Source organism: Microbacterium soli (assembly GCF_039539005.1).
In the GTDB taxonomy this organism is placed as follows: domain Bacteria; phylum Actinomycetota; class Actinomycetes; order Actinomycetales; family Microbacteriaceae; genus Microbacterium; species Microbacterium soli.
Genome location: NZ_BAABCP010000001.1, coordinates 175,088 through 189,991, shown reverse-complemented (window position 1 = coordinate 189,991; position 14,904 = coordinate 175,088). Strand labels below are relative to the sequence as shown.

Genomic DNA, 14,904 nt, shown 5'->3' with positions numbered 1-14,904 from the left:
GCGCTCCCGTGTTCGAGTCCGTTCAGACGCTGATCGACGAGCACCGTCGGGTCCAGGAGGAGCTCTCCGATCCGGCGGTGCACGCCGACGCCGCACGGGCGAAGCGGGTCAACCGGCGCTACGCCGAGCTCAGCCGGATCGTCACCGCCCACGAGGCGTGGCGGGCGGCGGAGGAGGACCTGGACGCCGCGCGCGAGCTCTCCCGCGAGGACGAGGCCTTCGCCGAGGAGATCCCGGCCCTCGAGGAGGAGCTGCATGTCGCGCAGGAGCGGTTGCGCAGGCTGCTGATCCCACGGGATCCGGACGATGCGCGCGACGTGATCATGGAGATCAAAGCCGGCGAGGGCGGTGCGGAGTCCGCGCTGTTCGCCGCCGACCTGCTGCGGATGTACATCCAGTACGCGACGCATCAGGGCTGGAAGACCGAGCTGCTCGAGCGCAACGAATCCGACCTCGGCGGCTACAAGGACGTCCAGGTCGCCATCAAGGGCTCCTCGTCCGACCCGTCTCAGGGCGTCTGGGCGCACCTCAAGTACGAAGGCGGCGTCCATCGTGTGCAGCGCGTGCCCGCCACCGAGTCGCAGGGGCGCATCCACACCTCCACGACGGGTGTGCTGGTGTTCCCCGAGGTCGACGAGCCGGAGGAGATCCACATCGATCCGAACGACCTGAAGATCGACGTGTACCGCTCCTCCGGCCCCGGTGGCCAGTCGGTGAACACGACCGACTCGGCCGTGCGGATCACGCACCTGCCGACGGGGATCGTCGTGTCGATGCAGAACGAGAAGTCGCAGCTGCAGAACCGCGAGGCGGGTATGCGGGTGCTGAGAGCACGGCTGCTGGCGAGGCAGCAGGAAGAGCTGGAGGCCGCGGCATCCGACGCCCGTCGCTCGCAGATCCGCGGCATGGACCGCTCCGAGCGCATCCGCACGTACAACTTCCCGGAGAATCGCATCGCCGATCACCGCACCGGCTACAAGGCCTACAACCTCGATCAGGTGATGGACGGCGCGCTCGGACCGGTCATCGAGTCGTGCATCGAGGCGGACGAGGCGCACCGCCTCGCGGCCCTCGGCGGCGACCCGGACTGATCGGGCCCGACGACCCGCGCCCCGGGAGGTCCGGAGCTCAGATCGAGTAGTCGGGGGCGGACAGCAGTGCGCGCACGCTCTCGTCGGCGTCACGCGGACGCGCCGTGGCCGGGACGCCCACCAGGACGCTGTCCGCCGGCGCGTCGTGGATGACGACGGCGTTCGCGCCCACGGCCGAGCGCGCGCCGATGACGACCGGCCCGAGGATCTTCGCCCCCGCGCCGACGGCCACACCGTCCTCGAGGGTCGGATGCCGCTTGCCGGAGTCCCGCGTGCGGCCGCCGAGCGTGACGCCGTGGTACAGCATGACGTCGTCCCCGATCTCCGCCGTCTCACCGACCACGACACCCATGCCGTGATCGATGAAGAAGCGCCGGCCGATCCGCGCGCCGGGATGGATCTCGATCCCGGTCAGCCATCGTGTCAACTGCGACCCCGCCCGAGCGGGCAGACGCAGTCCCCGGCGCCACAGCGCGTGCCAGACGCGGTGGGCCCAGATGGCGTGCAATCCGGGGTACAGCAGCGCCACCTCCAGGCCGCTCCGGGCGGCGGGATCACGCCTGCGCGCCGCGGCGATGTCCTCTCGCGCGTGTCGGAGCGCCCGGGAGATGATGCTCATGTCCGATCGTCAGGCCTTCGGCTTCTCGCGCGGCTTGTCGCGCAGGTCCTCGAACAGTGCGGTGGAGATGTAGCGCTCGCCCGTGTCGGGCAGGACCACGACGATGGTCTTCCCGGCGCTCTCGGGGCGCTCGGCGATCCTCAGCGCCGCCGACACCGCCGCTCCGGCGGACATGCCCACGAGCATGCCCTCCTTGGCCGCGAGCTCACGCGCAGTGTGCAACGAGTCCTCGTACTCGACCGGATACACCTCGTCGAGCACATCACGGTCGAGGACGTCGGGGACGAAGTTCGGGCCGATGCCCTGGATGCGGTGCGGGCCGGGGTGCCCCTCGCTGAGCACGGGGGAGTCCTTCGGCTCGACGGCCACCACCTTCACATCCGGCTTGACGGCCTTCAGCGCCTGGCCGATCCCGGTGACGGTACCGCCGGTTCCGACTCCGGCGACGACGACGTCGACCTCTCCGTCGGTGTCGCGCAGGATCTCCTGTCCGGTGGTCTCACGGTGGATGCGCGGGTTGGCCTCGTTCTCGAACTGGCGCACCCACACGGCGCCGGGGTTGTCGGCGATGACCTGCTGGAGAGCCTCGATCGACCCGGTCATGCCCTTGTGCGGGTCGGTGAGCACGATCTCCGCGCCGAACGCGCGCAGCAGGACGCGGCGCTCCTTCGACATCGAGCCGGGCATGGTGAGGATCACGCGGTAGCCGCGGGCTGCTCCGACCATCGCGAGGGCGATGCCGGTGTTGCCGCTGGTGGCCTCGACGATCGTGCCGCCGGGCTTGAGCTGTCCGGATGCCTCGGCCGCGTCGACCATGGCGATGCCGATGCGGTCCTTGACGCTGGAGGCGGGGTTGTAGAACTCCAGCTTGGCGAGGATGGTCGCATTCAGGCCCTCGGTGATGCGGTTCAGCCGCACCAGCGGGGTGTCGCCGAATGCAGTGGTGATGTCGGAATGGATGCCGGCCATGGCGGGCCTTTCGTCGGGGTGTCCAGTGAACAGCGTCTTCAGCCTACGATGTGCGGCCTGTGCGACAGCGGAATGTGACCGGCCCGCACGCGCCTACGCTGGGAGGATGCCCGACTCGCTCTCCGCGCGCCTGCGCGCCGTCGCCCAGCAGCTCGCCGACGCCGGCATAGGCGATCCCCTCGTCGATGCCGAGCTGCTGATGGGACACGTGCTCGGACTCGGCCGTGGCGCGCTGCAGGCCGCCGTCGTCCGCGGCGACGGGATCGGCGGGGCGGATGCCGCGCGGCTGGACGAACTCGCGGCGCGCCGGGCGGCGCGCGAGCCGCTGCAGCACCTCACCGGCATCGCCGCGTTCCGCCATCTGGAGCTGCAGGTCGGGCCCGGGGTCTTCGTGCCCAGGCCCGAGACCGAGACGGTCGTGCAGATCGCGATCGACGCCCTGCTGGCCAGCGGCTCGCCCGCCCCCGTCGCCATCGACCTGGGCACCGGCAGCGGGGCGATCGCACTGGCGATGGCGACGGAGGTGCCGTTCGCCCGCGTGTTCGCCGTCGAGCGCTCCGTCACCGCGTACGCCTGGGCGGAGCGCAACACCGCGGACGCGGAGAACCTCACGCTCGTGCTGGGCGACCTCGCCACGGCGTTCGAGGAGCTGCGCGGCACGGCATCCGTCGTCATCTCGAACCCGCCGTACGTGCCGGACGACGCCATCCCGCGCGACCCGGAGGTGCGGCTGCACGACCCGGCCGAGGCGCTGTACGGCGGGCCGGACGGCCTGGACGTCATCCGTGTGATCAGCCGGCGCGCGCGGGAGCTGCTGCATCCCGGCGGTCAACTGGTGCTCGAGCACGGCGAGAGCCAGGGGGCCGCGATCCGTGCGCTGCTGGAGGCCGACGGGTGGCGGTCCACCGCCACGCACGAGGATCTCACCCGCAGGGACAGGGCGACCACGGCGCTGCGCCGCTGAGGGGGCTCCCCGCACGCGTCGAGCGCGCGCACGCATGACCGTCGGACCACCACCGTAGAATGAGCACGCCATGTCAACTGTCTTCGATTGCCGCGACGAGGCGCAGATCCTCGCCGGTATGCGTCACGCCCGCCAGGCCATCGCCCGCGGCGAGCTGATCGTCCTTCCCACCGACACGGTGTACGGCGTCGCCGCCGATGCCTTCTCACCGGCCGCCGTACGGCGTCTGCTGGAGGCCAAGGGTCGCGGCCGGGAGATGCCACCGCCCGTGCTCGTCGCCGGACAGGAGATGATGACCGCCCTCGTGGAGGCGGTCCCGGATGCCGTGCAGAAGCTCGTCGACGCCTTCTGGCCCGGTGGACTGACGATCGTGATGCCGTCGCAGCCGTCGTTGACGTGGGACCTGGGGGAGACGAAGGGCACTGTCGCGGTCCGCATGCCCGACAGTCGCATAGCCCTGGAGCTGCTCGCCGAGACCGGTCCGCTGGCGGTGTCCAGCGCCAACCTCACCGGCCGAGACGCGGCGGTCATCGCGGCGGACGCGCAGGAGATGCTGGGCGATTCCGTGGCCGTCTACCTCGAGGAGGGGTACCGCGACAGCGGCATCCCCTCGACCATCGTCGACGCGACCTCGCTGGTCGGCGGGGACGAGGCGACGATGCGGACGGTGCGCATCCTCCGCGAGGGCGCCGTCACCCGCGAGCGGCTCGAGGAGGTTCTCGGCGATCTGCTGGAGCCGGCCGAGCAGACGGAGGAGGACGAGGCCGTCGAGGCTGCGGCGGGCGCGGCGGACACAGGCGGCGGAAGTCCGGTCGACGAAGAGTGAAGCAGTACCTGTTCACGGTCATCCTCACGGCATCGATCGCCTTCGCGCTGACGTGGGCGGTCTGGCGGCTGAGCCTGAGGTTCAAGCTGTATCCGGGCATCCGCGAACGCGACGTGCACAAGACGCCCAAGCCGAGGCTGGGCGGTGTGGCGATGTTCGTCGCGATCGCCTCGGCCATCGTCATCTCGGCGGCGAACCCCTTCTTCGAGCGGATGTGGTCTCCGCCGCACACGCTGTGGTCGATCCTCCTCGCGACGGCCGTGATCGCCATCGTCGGCGTGATCGACGATCTGTGGGACCTGGACTGGATGATCAAGCTGGCCGCGCAGTTCCTGGCCGCCGGCATCATCACCGCGGGCGGCGGGCTCCAGGTGCTGTCGCTGCCGGTGGGGGACATGATCCTCGTCTCCCCGTGGGTCAGCGTCTCGATCACCATGCTCGCCATCGTCGTCGTGATGAACGCCGTGAACTTCATCGACGGGCTCGATGGTCTGGTCGCCGGCGTGTGCCTGATCGCCAATGGCATCTTCTTCGTCTACTCGTACATCCTCACCCGCGACTCCGGCGCGACGAGCTACTTCAATCTCGCGACGTTCCTGGCCGCGGTGCTCATCGGTGCGTGCGCGGGCTTCCTGCCGTTCAACTGGAGCCCGGCGAAGATCTTCATGGGCGACTCCGGTGCGCTCGTGCTGGGACTGCTGATGGCGACCTCGGCCATCGCCGTGACGACGCAGGGCGACGTCAACGCGTTCGATCCGGAGCGCTTCGGGCGCTCCCAGCTCCTGGGCGCGTTCATCCCCATCGTGCTTCCGGTGGTGATCGTCATACTGCCACTGCTGGACTTCGTGCTGGCGGTTTTCCGCCGCATGCGCGCGGGGAAGTCGCCGTTCGCTCCCGACCGCAAGCATCTGCACCACCGGATGCTGGATCTCGGCCACCGTGATCGCGATGTCGTCCTCGTGTTCTACGCCTGGACGGCGGTGATCTCGTTGGGCGTGCTGCTGATGTACATCGCCACGCGACAGGACTGGCCCGGCGGCTACATCGTCGGCATCGTGTTCGGGGCCATCGGCACGGCCGCCTGCCTGGTCGTCACTCTCATGCCGTCCAGACACCGTCTGACCGCCCACCCCGTACAGCCACCGGCATCCTCGGCGCCGCCCGAGAACGGGGCCTCGGAGCCCGCTGCTCCGCCGACCCCGCTGCCGGATTCCGCCGACTCGACACCCACGGAGCCCCGATGACCCCGAACCCCGTCTCCAGCACGCCGATCCTGCGGCGCACACTGACCTGGTCGGCCTTCGCCGCCCTCGCCCTGGCGGTGATCGCCGGGGGGATCGGCATGGCCGTCGCCGGCATCGACGGGCTGTGGAGCGGCCTGGTCGGGGTGCTGCTGGCCTTCCTCTTCCTCGGGATCACGGGCGCGAGCATCCTGTTCGCCAACCGCTGGTTCGGCGATGCGCTGTACGTACCGATCTTCTTCGCGATCGTCCTGGGCGGCTGGCTCATCAAGCTCGTCCTGTTCTTCGTGGTGATGGTCGTCATCAGCGGTCAGCCGTGGGTCGTGCCGCTCGTGCTGTTCATCTCGCTCATCGCCGGTGTGCTGGTCTCGCTCGTCGTCGACGTCATCGTCCTGACCCGGATGCGACTGCCGCACGTCAGCGATGCCGAGCTGCCCGCGCGATCGGACGATGACGCGTCCTGAGCGGCTCTCAGTGTTTGCTAAGCTGTTCTCGTCCCCCGGGACGCGCTGTGATCTCCGCAGGTCGTGCCGTCCACTGGTGGGCGACCATCCGTCCCTACGCATCGGCTCGCTTCCGGTGCTACGAAGCTGGAGCCGCAACGTTGACTCAAGCCGTGTCTCTCCTTGCCGCCGCGTCTGAGGGTCCCACGTTCCATCCGCCGACGATCTGGGACTTCTTCCCTCCCGTCATCGCCTTCGAGAACACGCCCTTCGCCTTCAGCAGGATCACGCTCGCGCAGATCCTCGCGACGGTCATCCTCGTGCTCGTGTTCTGGCTGGGCACGCGCCGCCTGCGCCTGGTCCCCGGCCGCTTCCAGAGCATCGTCGAGATGGGCTTCGACTTCGTCCGCGGCGGCATCGCGCACGACCTGCTCGGGCGCAAGGACGGCGACCGCTACCTTCCGATCCTGATGACGATCTTCTTCATGATCCTGTTCATGAACCTCACCGGCATCATCCCGGGGATCAACATCGCCGGCACGTCGATCATCGCGGTACCGCTGCTGCTGGCCATCGTCTCCTACATCACCTTCATCTACGCCGGTGTGCGCAAGAGCCCCAAGGGCTTCGTGCGCAACTCGCTGTTCCCCTCCGGGATCCCGGTGTTCCTGCAGTGGTTCGTCGCCCTGCTGGAGTTCCTCTCGACCTTCATCATCCGCCCCGTCACGCTCATCCTGCGTCTGCTGATGAACATGATGGTCGGACACCTGATGCTGGTGCTGTTCTTCTCCGCCACGCAGTTCTTCGTCTTCGGCCTCAGCGGCTGGTGGGCGAGCCTGGGAGTCTTCACCGGAGCCTTCGGGCTCGCCTTCACCCTGTTCGAGGTCATCGTGGCCGTCCTGCAGGCCTACATCTTCGCCATCCTGACTGCGGTCTACATCCAGCTCGCAATCGCCGACGAACACTGAGGGGACAGGCATCGCCTGCCCACCCGATTGAAAGGAAAACACCCGTGGACGCAACTACGGTTCTCGCAGCTGTCAACGGCTCGATCGCGACGGTCGGCTACGGCCTCGCCGCCATCGGCCCCGGCATCGGCATCGGCATCGTCGTCGGAAAGACGATCGAGGGTGTCGCCCGTCAGCCCGAGCTCGCCGGCCGCCTGCAGGTCCTGATGTGGATCGGTATCGCCTTCATCGAGGCATTGGCCTTCATCGGCATCGCCACCGGCTTCATCTTCGGTTACAACTGACCCGCCACTCCGACAGGTAAGGAGACAGGATGCTCAACGCTCTTGTCACTGCTGCGGAAGAGGCACCGAGTCCGCTCATCCCGCAGCCGTACGACATCTTCTGGTCGGCGATCTGCTTCGTCATCATCCTCGTGGTGTTCTGGAAGGTCGCGATTCCCAAGCTCGTCGCGATGCTCGACGAGCGCGCTGCGGCGATCGAGGGCAACATCGCCAAGGCCGATGAGGCTCAGAAGCAGGCCGAGGCCGCGTTGGAGGAGTACACCCGCCAGCTCGCCGAGGCGCGCGCCGAGGCCGGGGAGATCCGTGAGGCCGCCCGTGAGGACGGCAAGAGGATCGTCTCCGAGGCGAAGGAGAACGCCATCGCCGAGGCGGCGCGAGTGACCGCCGCCGCGACCGCGCAGATCGAAGCCGAACGCCAGGCCGCGTTCGTGTCCCTCCGCAGCGAGGTCGGCACGCTCGCGATCGACCTCGCCGGCGGCGTGGTGGGGGAGACCCTCACCGACGACGCCCGCGCGACGGCCGTCGTGGATCGCTTCCTGGCCGACCTCGAGAAGGCAGCCAAGTAATGGGCAGCGCGACCACTCAGGCACTCGCGGCATCCGCGGATGCGCTTGCCGCAGCGTCAGGCGTCACCCTCGACACCGCGGCGGAGCTGTTCGCAGCCGGCCGGGCGATCGGGGACTCGGCCCAGCTGAGCGGCGCGCTCGCCGACCCCACCGCGTCTGCTCAGGCGCGCACCGCGCTGGTCTCGAGCGTGTTCGCCGAAGCCTCGGCTCCGGTGCGCATGCTGCTGACGGTCGTGGCCGGCGAGCGCTGGTCCCGTGCGTCCGATCTCGTCGACGGCGTCGAGGAGCTCGCGATCCGGGCGGCCGCCGTGTCCGCGGCGAAGGACGATGTGGCGGGCGAGCTGTTCGGCTTCTCGCGCATCGTCGCAGCCGACCCGGAGTTCGAACTCGCACTGGGCAGTCGCCTCGGCGACGCCGATGCCAAGGCCGCCCTCGTCGAGCAGGTGCTCGGCGGCCGAGCGGCCCCCGCGACGGTGCTCATCGCCTCCTCGCTGGTGCGCCGGCCCCGTGAGCGCCGGGTGCGCCAGCTCATCAGTCGCGCCATCGACATCGTCTCCGCGCAGTCCGGGCGCACGGTCGCGACCGTGTTCACGGCCACGCCGCTCGCCGACGCGCAGGAGACGCGTCTTCGTGACGCTCTGGCACGCCGTTACGGGGGCGAGATCTCCGTGAACCAGGTGATCGACCCCGAGGTCGTCGGGGGTCTGCGCGTGCAGATCGCCGATGACGTCATCGACGGCAGCATCTCCGCCCGTCTCGCAGAACTCCGTCAGAAGCTCGCGAGCTGACACAGACTGGCGCGGGGAACCGCGCACACCAGACACACAAAGGGAAGACAATGGCAGAACTATCGATCAGCCCCGACGTCATCCGTGACGCGCTGAAGAATTTCGCGGCCGCCTACGAGCCCAGCGCCGCCGTGGCGACCGAGGTCGGGACCGTCATCGACGCGGCCGACGGCATCGCCCACGTCGAGGGGCTGCCCGGCGTCATGGCCAATGAGCTCGTCACCTTCGCCGACGGCACCAAGGGCCTGGCGTTGAACCTCGACGAGCATGAGATCGGCGTGGTCGTCCTCGGTGACTTCACCGGCATCGAGGCCGGGCAGGAGGTCACCCGCACCGGCGAGGTCCTCTCCGTTCCGGTCGGTGACGGCTACCTCGGCCGAGTCGTCGACCCGCTCGGCAACCCCATCGACGGGCTCGGTGCCATCGCCACCGATGGTGTGCGCGAGCTCGAGCTGCAGGCGCCCGGTGTCATGCAGCGCAAGTCGGTGCATGAGCCCATGCAGACCGGCATCAAGGCCATCGACGCCATGATCCCCGTCGGTCGCGGACAGCGTCAGCTGATCATCGGCGACCGCCAGACGGGCAAGACCGCGCTGGCGATCGACACGATCATCAACCAGAAGGCCAACTGGGAGTCCGGCGATGTCAACAAGCAGGTGCGCTGCATCTACGTCGCCATCGGCCAGAAGGGCTCGACCATCGCCTCGGTGAAGGGCGCGCTCGAGGAAGCCGGGGCCCTGGAGTACACCACGATCGTGGCGGCACCCGCGTCCGACCCCGCCGGCTTCAAGTACCTCGCCCCGTACACCGGCTCGGCCATCGGCCAGCACTGGATGTACGACGGCAAGCACGTGCTGATCGTGTTCGACGACCTGTCCAAGCAGGCCGAGGCGTACCGAGCCGTGTCGCTCCTCCTGCGTCGTCCGCCGGGGCGCGAGGCCTACCCGGGTGACGTCTTCTACCTGCACTCCCGTCTGCTGGAGCGTTGCGCGAAGCTGTCCGATGAGCTCGGCGCCGGTTCGATGACGGGTCTGCCCATCATCGAGACCAAGGCCAATGACGTCTCGGCGTACATCCCGACCAACGTGATCTCCATCACCGACGGCCAGATCTTCCTGCAGTCCGACCTGTTCAACGCCAACCAGCGTCCTGCCGTCGACGTCGGCATCTCGGTCTCCCGAGTCGGCGGTGACGCACAGGTCAAGTCGATCAAGAAGGTTTCGGGAACGCTGAAGCTCGAACTCGCGCAGTATCGTTCGCTCGAGGCGTTCGCGATGTTCGCCTCCGACCTCGACGCCGCCTCGCGTCGTCAGCTGGCACGCGGTGCGCGCCTGACCGAGCTGCTCAAGCAGCCGCAGTACTCGCCGTACCCGGTGGAGGAGCAGGTCGTCTCGATCTGGGCCGGCACCAACGGCAAGCTCGACACCATCGAGGTCGAGGACGTGCTGCGCTTCGAGCGCGACCTGCTCGACTACCTGCGTCGCAACACGAGCATCCTCGAAACCCTGCGCGAGACGAACGTCCTCGACGACGACACCGTCGCGGAGCTCGACAAGCAGACCGATGCCTTCATTCTGGAGTTCCAGGGCGGCAAGGGGCAGCCCATCGGCGCCCCCGGCCACGAGGAGCACGCCGCCGCCGAGGCGGAGGATGTCAACCAGGAGAAGATCGTCAAGGGTCGTCGCGCGTAATCGCGTGAGGTACTGATTCATGGGCGCTCAACTCAGGGTCTACAAGCAGAAGATCTCTTCTGCTCAGACGACCAAGAAGATCACGAAGGCGATGGAGCTCATCGCGGCTTCGCGCATTCAGAAGGCCATGGCGCGCGTCAAGGCGTCCACGCCCTTCGCGCGTGCCGTGACGAGGGCCGTGTCCGCCGTCGCGACGCACTCGAACGTCGACCATCCGCTCACCCGCGAACCCGAGAGGATCACCCGCTCCGCGGTCGTCATCTTCTCCTCGGACCGCGGGCTGGCGGGAGCCTTCAACTCGCAGATCCTCCGTGAGGGTCTCGAAGTCGCGGAGCTGCTGCGCGAGCAGGGCAAGGAGCCGGTGTTCTACCTGGTGGGCCGCAAGGCCGTCGGCTACTTCCAGTTCCGCGGCATCGCGTCCGCGGCGGAGTGGACGGGCGACACCGACACGCCGTCCTTCCACACCGCGGAGGAGATCTCGCACACGCTGCTGGACGCCTTCTCCCGTGGGGGCGAGGGCGGCGGTGTCGACGAGATCACGCTGGTGTACAACCGCTTCGTCAGCATGATGACGCAGTCGCCGGAGAACGTGCGACTGCTGCCGTTGGAGATCGCGGAGGCCGATGACTCGGAGGCGGGCAGCACCGTGTACCCGCTGTACGAGTTCGAACCCGACGCCGAGACCGTGCTGGACGCGATCCTGCCGGTGTACATCCAGAGCCGCGTGTTCAACGCACTGCTGCAGTCCTCTGCCGCCAAGCAGGCCGCGACGCAGAAGGCGATGAAGTCGGCCAGCGACAACGCCGACAAGCTGATCACCGACTACACCCGCCTGCGCAACAACGCGCGCCAGGCCGAGATCACCCAGCAGATCGCCGAGATCGTCGGTGGCGCCGACGCACTGGCATCCAGCTGACAGACACCCAGGAGAGAGACGAAGAAATGACCCCCACCGCTACGGCTGACCAGCCCGCGACCGCGGTCGTCGGGCGCGTCGCCCGCGTCAACGGTCCGGTTGTCGACATCGAGTTCCCGCACGACTCGATCCCCGACATCTACAATGCGCTGAAGACCGACATCACCACGGGCGACCACTCGTCCGAGATCACCCTCGAGGTCGCCCAGCACCTCGGCGACGACCTGGTTCGTGCGATCGCCCTGAAGCCCACGGACGGCATCGTCCGTGGCCAGGAGGTCCGCGACACGGGAGCCGCCATCTCGGTGCCCGTCGGCGACGTCACCAAGGGCAGGGTGTTCAACGTCATCGGCGAGGTCCTCAATGCCGAGCCCGGCGAGCAGATCGAGATCACCGAGCGCTGGCCGATCCACCGCAAGGCGCCGAACTTCGACCAGCTCGAGTCGAAGACCACCATGTTCGAGACCGGCATCAAGTCGATCGACCTCCTCACCCCGTACGTGCAGGGAGGGAAGATCGGCCTGTTCGGCGGCGCGGGCGTCGGCAAGACCGTCCTCATCCAGGAGATGATCCAGCGCGTCGCGCAGGACCACGGCGGCGTGTCGGTGTTCGCGGGCGTCGGCGAGCGGACCCGTGAGGGCAACGACCTCATCCACGAGATGGACGAGGCGGGCGTCTTCGACAAGACCGCCCTCGTCTTCGGCCAGATGGACGAGCCGCCGGGGACGCGTCTCCGCGTCGCCCTGTCGGCCCTGACCATGGCGGAGTACTTCCGCGATGTGCAGAAGCAGGACGTGCTGCTGTTCATCGACAACATCTTCCGCTTCACGCAGGCCGGTTCCGAGGTGTCCACGCTGCTGGGCCGCATGCCCTCCGCCGTGGGCTACCAGCCGAACCTGGCCGACGAGATGGGCCTCCTGCAGGAGCGCATCACGTCGACCCGTGGTCACTCGATCACCTCGCTGCAGGCGATCTACGTGCCGGCTGACGACTACACCGACCCGGCGCCGGCGACCACGTTCGCACACCTCGACGCGACGACCGAGCTGAGCCGTGAGATCGCGTCGAAGGGTCTGTACCCCGCCATCGACCCGCTGACCTCCACGTCGCGGATCATGGACCCGCGCTACCTGGGCGACGACCATTACCGCGTGGCCACCACGGTCAAGCAGATCCTGCAGAAGAACAAGGAACTGCAGGAGATCATCGCGATCCTCGGTGTCGACGAGCTCTCGGAAGAGGACAAGATCGTCGTGTCCCGCGCACGTCGCATCCAGCAGTTCCTCTCGCAGAACACCTACATGGCCAAGAAGTTCACCGGCGTCGAGGGCTCGACGGTCCCGCTGAAGGAGACCATCGAGTCGTTCGATGCGATCTGCCGCGGCGACTTCGACCACGTCGCCGAGCAGGCGTTCTTCAACGTCGGCGGCATCTCGGATGTGGAAGAGGCCTGGGCGAGGATCCAGAAGGAGAACGGCTGATCATGGCTCTGCACGTCAGCCTCGTCTCCGCGGATGCGGAGGTCTGGACGGGTGAGGCGACGCTCGTCATCGCCAAGACCGTCGAGGGCGAGATCGGCTTCATGGCCGGTCATGAGCCGGTGCTGGCCATCCTCGCGGAGGGCCAGGTCCGCATCACGCAGGAGGACGGCACGAAGGTGCTCGCGAACGCGCAGGACGGCTTCGTCTCCATGGAGGGCGACGCACTGACGATCGTGGCGGGCAACGCCGCGCTGGTCGCCTGACATCATCGCCTCACGACGCCCGCCGGGTTCGTGCGCACATGCGCCGACCCGGCGGGCGTCGCCGTTCATGGAGAGTACATGAAGATCCTCCTGCCTCCCTCCGAGACCAAGCGTCCGGGTGGCACCGAGCGCCCGTTGGAGCTCGCCCGGCTGGCGCTGCCCGGGCTCACCGCGCAGCGCGAGGCGGTGCTGCACGCGCTCGTCGAGCTGTCCGCTGATCCGGTCGCGGCGCAGCGCGTGCTGGGACTGAGCGATCGACAGGTGGGCGACATCGCGCACAACAGGACGCTGCGCACTGGCCCGACGATGGCCGCCGTGGACCGGTACACCGGTGTCCTGTACGAGGCGCTGGGCGCGGGCTCGCTCGATCGCGCGGCGCGCGCCTGGCTGGGCAGGAACGTCCTCATCCACTCGGCGCCGTTCGGGCCAGTCGGCGCCCTGGACCGGATCCCGCAGTACCGCCTGGCGGCGGGCACGTCGATACCCGGTGTGCCGCCGCTGCGCGGGCACTGGGCGGATGCCGTGTCGGACGCGCTGGGGGATCAGGGGTTCATGCTGGATCTGCGCAGCGAGGCGTACGTCGCCCTCGGGCCGATCCCGGCATCCGTGCCCTCGGCGTACGTGCGCGTCGTGACGGAGGCCGGGCGGGCCCTGAACCACTTCAACAAGAAGGCGAAGGGCGAACTCGTGCGCGCCCTCGCCCTGGCCCGTCCGCGCATCGGGAGCAGCGGCGCGCTGCTGCACTGGGCGCAGTCCCGCGGCGTGCGGCTGCGGGATGCCGGTGGTGAACTCGAACTCGTCGTGGACGGCTGACGCGCCGTCCGATCGTTGCCCTGCTCGGAGCGACCTGGATAGCATGTCGTGTGCGGGGCTGCGGCTTCGCGACGGGGGGCGAGATACGTCTTCCCCGTGACCAGAGAATGTGAGTCTCATGGGTTACGACGATTACGGAATCGGCTTCGGCTATGCCGCCCTCGCCGCATACTTCTTCACCATCTTCCTGATCAGCATCGCCGGGTACGTGCTCAGCGCCTTGTTCCTGATGAAGATCTTCGACAAGGCCGGCGTGCAGGGCAAGTGGCGGGCATGGGTGCCCGTCTACAACCTCATGGTGTTCGCGAAGCTCGGCGACCTTTCGCCCTGGGTCATGCTCGGTGCGATCGTGCTCGCCGTCATTCCCGGCCTGAATTCCATCACCTGGCTGGCGCTCGTCGCCGCGGGTGTGATGGCGGCCTGGCGTGTCGGGCTCAAGCTGCAGAAGGACTGGCCGTGGCTGCTGCTGGCGCTGATCCCGGGTGTCGGTGTGCTGATCTGGCTCGGTATCAACGCCTTCGGCGGGTCGCGCTGGAACACGGCGGTGGCTCCCGCCCCGTGGGCGGGCAACGGCTTCTTCGCGGACCGCACCGCCTGGGACGGCATACCCGCGCAACCGGCTTCCGGTCCGGTTCAGCCGGCACCCGGCTACGGTGCCCCGCAGGGCTACGCCCCGCCCCAGACCGGCTACCCCGCTCAGCCGGGGTACGGCGCACCCGCCCAGCCCGGTTACGGTCAGCCCCAGCCGGGAGCGCCGGTGCCGCCGCCCGCCGCGCCGGGTGCACCGGTCCCACCGCCCGCCGTCCCCCCGGCTCCGCCCGTGCCGCCCGCCGCCCCACCGGCGCCGCCGACCGGACCGGGAACCGAGCCGCCGGCGAATCCCGAGCAGCCCCCGGCGTGATCTGACGGCGGCGCCCCGACAGCGGTCGGGGCGCCGCCGTGTCCGTCCTTCGTCGGTGCGTGCATTCGATACGGTGGAGG

The 14,904-nt window shown here is 68.7% G+C and carries 17 protein-coding genes; 15 read left to right on the top strand and 2 right to left on the bottom strand.

What is annotated here, in order from left to right:
• Positions 1 to 8 precede the first annotated feature (8 nt).
• Positions 9 to 1,091 (top strand): peptide chain release factor 1, encoded by a 1,083-nt coding sequence (prfA, locus tag ABD770_RS00965; protein WP_344817621.1) that lies wholly within the window; start codon positions 9 to 11, stop codon positions 1,089 to 1,091.
• A gap of 37 nt (positions 1,092 to 1,128) precedes the next feature.
• On the opposite strand, the gene epsC is transcribed toward prfA, so the two are convergent.
• A complete protein-coding gene (gene epsC, locus ABD770_RS00960; RefSeq protein ID WP_344817620.1) occupies positions 1,129 to 1,710 on the bottom strand; it encodes a serine O-acetyltransferase EpsC in 582 nt (193 codons plus the stop codon).
• Between the two features lie 9 nt (positions 1,711 to 1,719).
• The gene (cysK, locus tag ABD770_RS00955) at positions 1,720 to 2,679 is read right to left on the bottom strand and encodes a cysteine synthase A (RefSeq protein WP_344817619.1); all 960 of its coding nucleotides are present in this window, start codon (positions 2,677 to 2,679) and stop codon (positions 1,720 to 1,722) included.
• Between the two features lie 106 nt (positions 2,680 to 2,785).
• Here cysK and prmC point away from each other — a divergent pair, with 106 nt between their 5' ends.
• The 14 genes from prmC (at position 2,786) to ABD770_RS00885 (ending at position 14,824) form a co-directional block, all read left to right on the top strand.
• Positions 2,786 to 3,643 (top strand): peptide chain release factor N(5)-glutamine methyltransferase, encoded by an 858-nt coding sequence (gene prmC / locus ABD770_RS00950; RefSeq protein ID WP_344817618.1) that lies wholly within the window; start codon positions 2,786 to 2,788, stop codon positions 3,641 to 3,643.
• A 70-nt stretch (positions 3,644 to 3,713) separates the two neighbouring features.
• On the top strand, positions 3,714 to 4,469 hold the full coding sequence (locus ABD770_RS00945; RefSeq protein ID WP_344817617.1) for an L-threonylcarbamoyladenylate synthase: 756 nt from the start codon (positions 3,714 to 3,716) through the stop codon (positions 4,467 to 4,469).
• On the top strand, positions 4,466 to 5,713 hold the full coding sequence (locus tag ABD770_RS00940; RefSeq protein WP_344817616.1) for an MraY family glycosyltransferase: 1,248 nt from the start codon (positions 4,466 to 4,468) through the stop codon (positions 5,711 to 5,713). Before ABD770_RS00945 ends, ABD770_RS00940 begins: the two co-directional genes overlap by 4 nt.
• Positions 5,710 to 6,174, top strand: a complete 465-nt coding sequence (locus ABD770_RS00935) for a Cg1360 family ATP-synthase-associated protein (RefSeq protein WP_344817615.1) — start codon at positions 5,710 to 5,712, stop codon at positions 6,172 to 6,174. The genes ABD770_RS00940 and ABD770_RS00935 overlap by 4 nt, the downstream gene beginning before the upstream one ends.
• A gap of 152 nt (positions 6,175 to 6,326) precedes the next feature.
• Positions 6,327 to 7,121: a F0F1 ATP synthase subunit A gene (atpB, locus tag ABD770_RS00930; RefSeq protein ID WP_344817614.1), complete on the top strand. Its 795-nt coding sequence runs from the start codon at positions 6,327 to 6,329 to the stop codon at positions 7,119 to 7,121.
• Between the two features lie 44 nt (positions 7,122 to 7,165).
• Positions 7,166 to 7,405: a F0F1 ATP synthase subunit C gene (atpE, locus tag ABD770_RS00925; protein WP_344817613.1), complete on the top strand. Its 240-nt coding sequence runs from the start codon at positions 7,166 to 7,168 to the stop codon at positions 7,403 to 7,405.
• A gap of 29 nt (positions 7,406 to 7,434) precedes the next feature.
• Positions 7,435 to 7,971 (top strand): F0F1 ATP synthase subunit B, encoded by a 537-nt coding sequence (locus ABD770_RS00920; RefSeq protein WP_344817612.1) that lies wholly within the window; start codon positions 7,435 to 7,437, stop codon positions 7,969 to 7,971.
• The gene (locus ABD770_RS00915; protein ID WP_344817611.1) at positions 7,971 to 8,759 is read left to right on the top strand and encodes a F0F1 ATP synthase subunit delta; all 789 of its coding nucleotides are present in this window, start codon (positions 7,971 to 7,973) and stop codon (positions 8,757 to 8,759) included. Before ABD770_RS00920 ends, ABD770_RS00915 begins: the two co-directional genes overlap by 1 nt.
• Positions 8,760 to 8,809: 50 nt before the next feature.
• Positions 8,810 to 10,450 (top strand): F0F1 ATP synthase subunit alpha, encoded by a 1,641-nt coding sequence (atpA, locus tag ABD770_RS00910; RefSeq protein WP_344817610.1) that lies wholly within the window; start codon positions 8,810 to 8,812, stop codon positions 10,448 to 10,450.
• A 19-nt stretch (positions 10,451 to 10,469) separates the two neighbouring features.
• On the top strand, positions 10,470 to 11,366 hold the full coding sequence (locus ABD770_RS00905; protein WP_344817609.1) for a F0F1 ATP synthase subunit gamma: 897 nt from the start codon (positions 10,470 to 10,472) through the stop codon (positions 11,364 to 11,366).
• Between the two features lie 26 nt (positions 11,367 to 11,392).
• Complete coding sequence (atpD, locus tag ABD770_RS00900) at positions 11,393 to 12,847, top strand: F0F1 ATP synthase subunit beta (RefSeq protein WP_344817608.1); 1,455 nt, start codon at positions 11,393 to 11,395, stop codon at positions 12,845 to 12,847.
• 2 nt (positions 12,848 to 12,849) lie between these two features.
• Positions 12,850 to 13,110, top strand: a complete 261-nt coding sequence (locus ABD770_RS00895) for a F0F1 ATP synthase subunit epsilon (RefSeq protein WP_344817607.1) — start codon at positions 12,850 to 12,852, stop codon at positions 13,108 to 13,110.
• Positions 13,111 to 13,188: 78 nt separating this feature from the next.
• The gene (locus tag ABD770_RS00890; RefSeq protein ID WP_344817606.1) at positions 13,189 to 13,923 is read left to right on the top strand and encodes a YaaA family protein; all 735 of its coding nucleotides are present in this window, start codon (positions 13,189 to 13,191) and stop codon (positions 13,921 to 13,923) included.
• Positions 13,924 to 14,041: 118 nt separating this feature from the next.
• Positions 14,042 to 14,824 carry a large exoprotein gene (locus ABD770_RS00885; protein WP_344817605.1) on the top strand — a complete coding sequence of 261 codons (783 nt, stop codon included), beginning with the start codon at positions 14,042 to 14,044 and terminating at the stop codon, positions 14,822 to 14,824.
• Positions 14,825 to 14,904 lie beyond the last annotated feature (80 nt).

Coding starts and splice junctions, on each gene's coding strand:
- epsC (WP_344817620.1), bottom strand. CDS start 1,710: ATGAGCATCATCTCCCGGGCGCTCCGACACGCGCGAGAGGACATCGCC.
- cysK (WP_344817619.1), bottom strand. CDS start 2,679: ATGGCCGGCATCCATTCCGACATCACCACTGCATTCGGCGACACCCCG.
- prmC (WP_344817618.1), top strand. CDS start 2,786: ATGCCCGACTCGCTCTCCGCGCGCCTGCGCGCCGTCGCCCAGCAGCTC.
- ABD770_RS00945 (WP_344817617.1), top strand. CDS start 3,714: ATGTCAACTGTCTTCGATTGCCGCGACGAGGCGCAGATCCTCGCCGGT.
- ABD770_RS00935 (WP_344817615.1), top strand. CDS start 5,710: ATGACCCCGAACCCCGTCTCCAGCACGCCGATCCTGCGGCGCACACTG.
- ABD770_RS00920 (WP_344817612.1), top strand. CDS start 7,435: ATGCTCAACGCTCTTGTCACTGCTGCGGAAGAGGCACCGAGTCCGCTC.
- ABD770_RS00915 (WP_344817611.1), top strand. CDS start 7,971: ATGGGCAGCGCGACCACTCAGGCACTCGCGGCATCCGCGGATGCGCTT.
- atpA (WP_344817610.1), top strand. CDS start 8,810: ATGGCAGAACTATCGATCAGCCCCGACGTCATCCGTGACGCGCTGAAG.
- ABD770_RS00905 (WP_344817609.1), top strand. CDS start 10,470: ATGGGCGCTCAACTCAGGGTCTACAAGCAGAAGATCTCTTCTGCTCAG.
- atpD (WP_344817608.1), top strand. CDS start 11,393: ATGACCCCCACCGCTACGGCTGACCAGCCCGCGACCGCGGTCGTCGGG.
- ABD770_RS00895 (WP_344817607.1), top strand. CDS start 12,850: ATGGCTCTGCACGTCAGCCTCGTCTCCGCGGATGCGGAGGTCTGGACG.
- ABD770_RS00890 (WP_344817606.1), top strand. CDS start 13,189: ATGAAGATCCTCCTGCCTCCCTCCGAGACCAAGCGTCCGGGTGGCACC.
- ABD770_RS00885 (WP_344817605.1), top strand. CDS start 14,042: ATGGGTTACGACGATTACGGAATCGGCTTCGGCTATGCCGCCCTCGCC.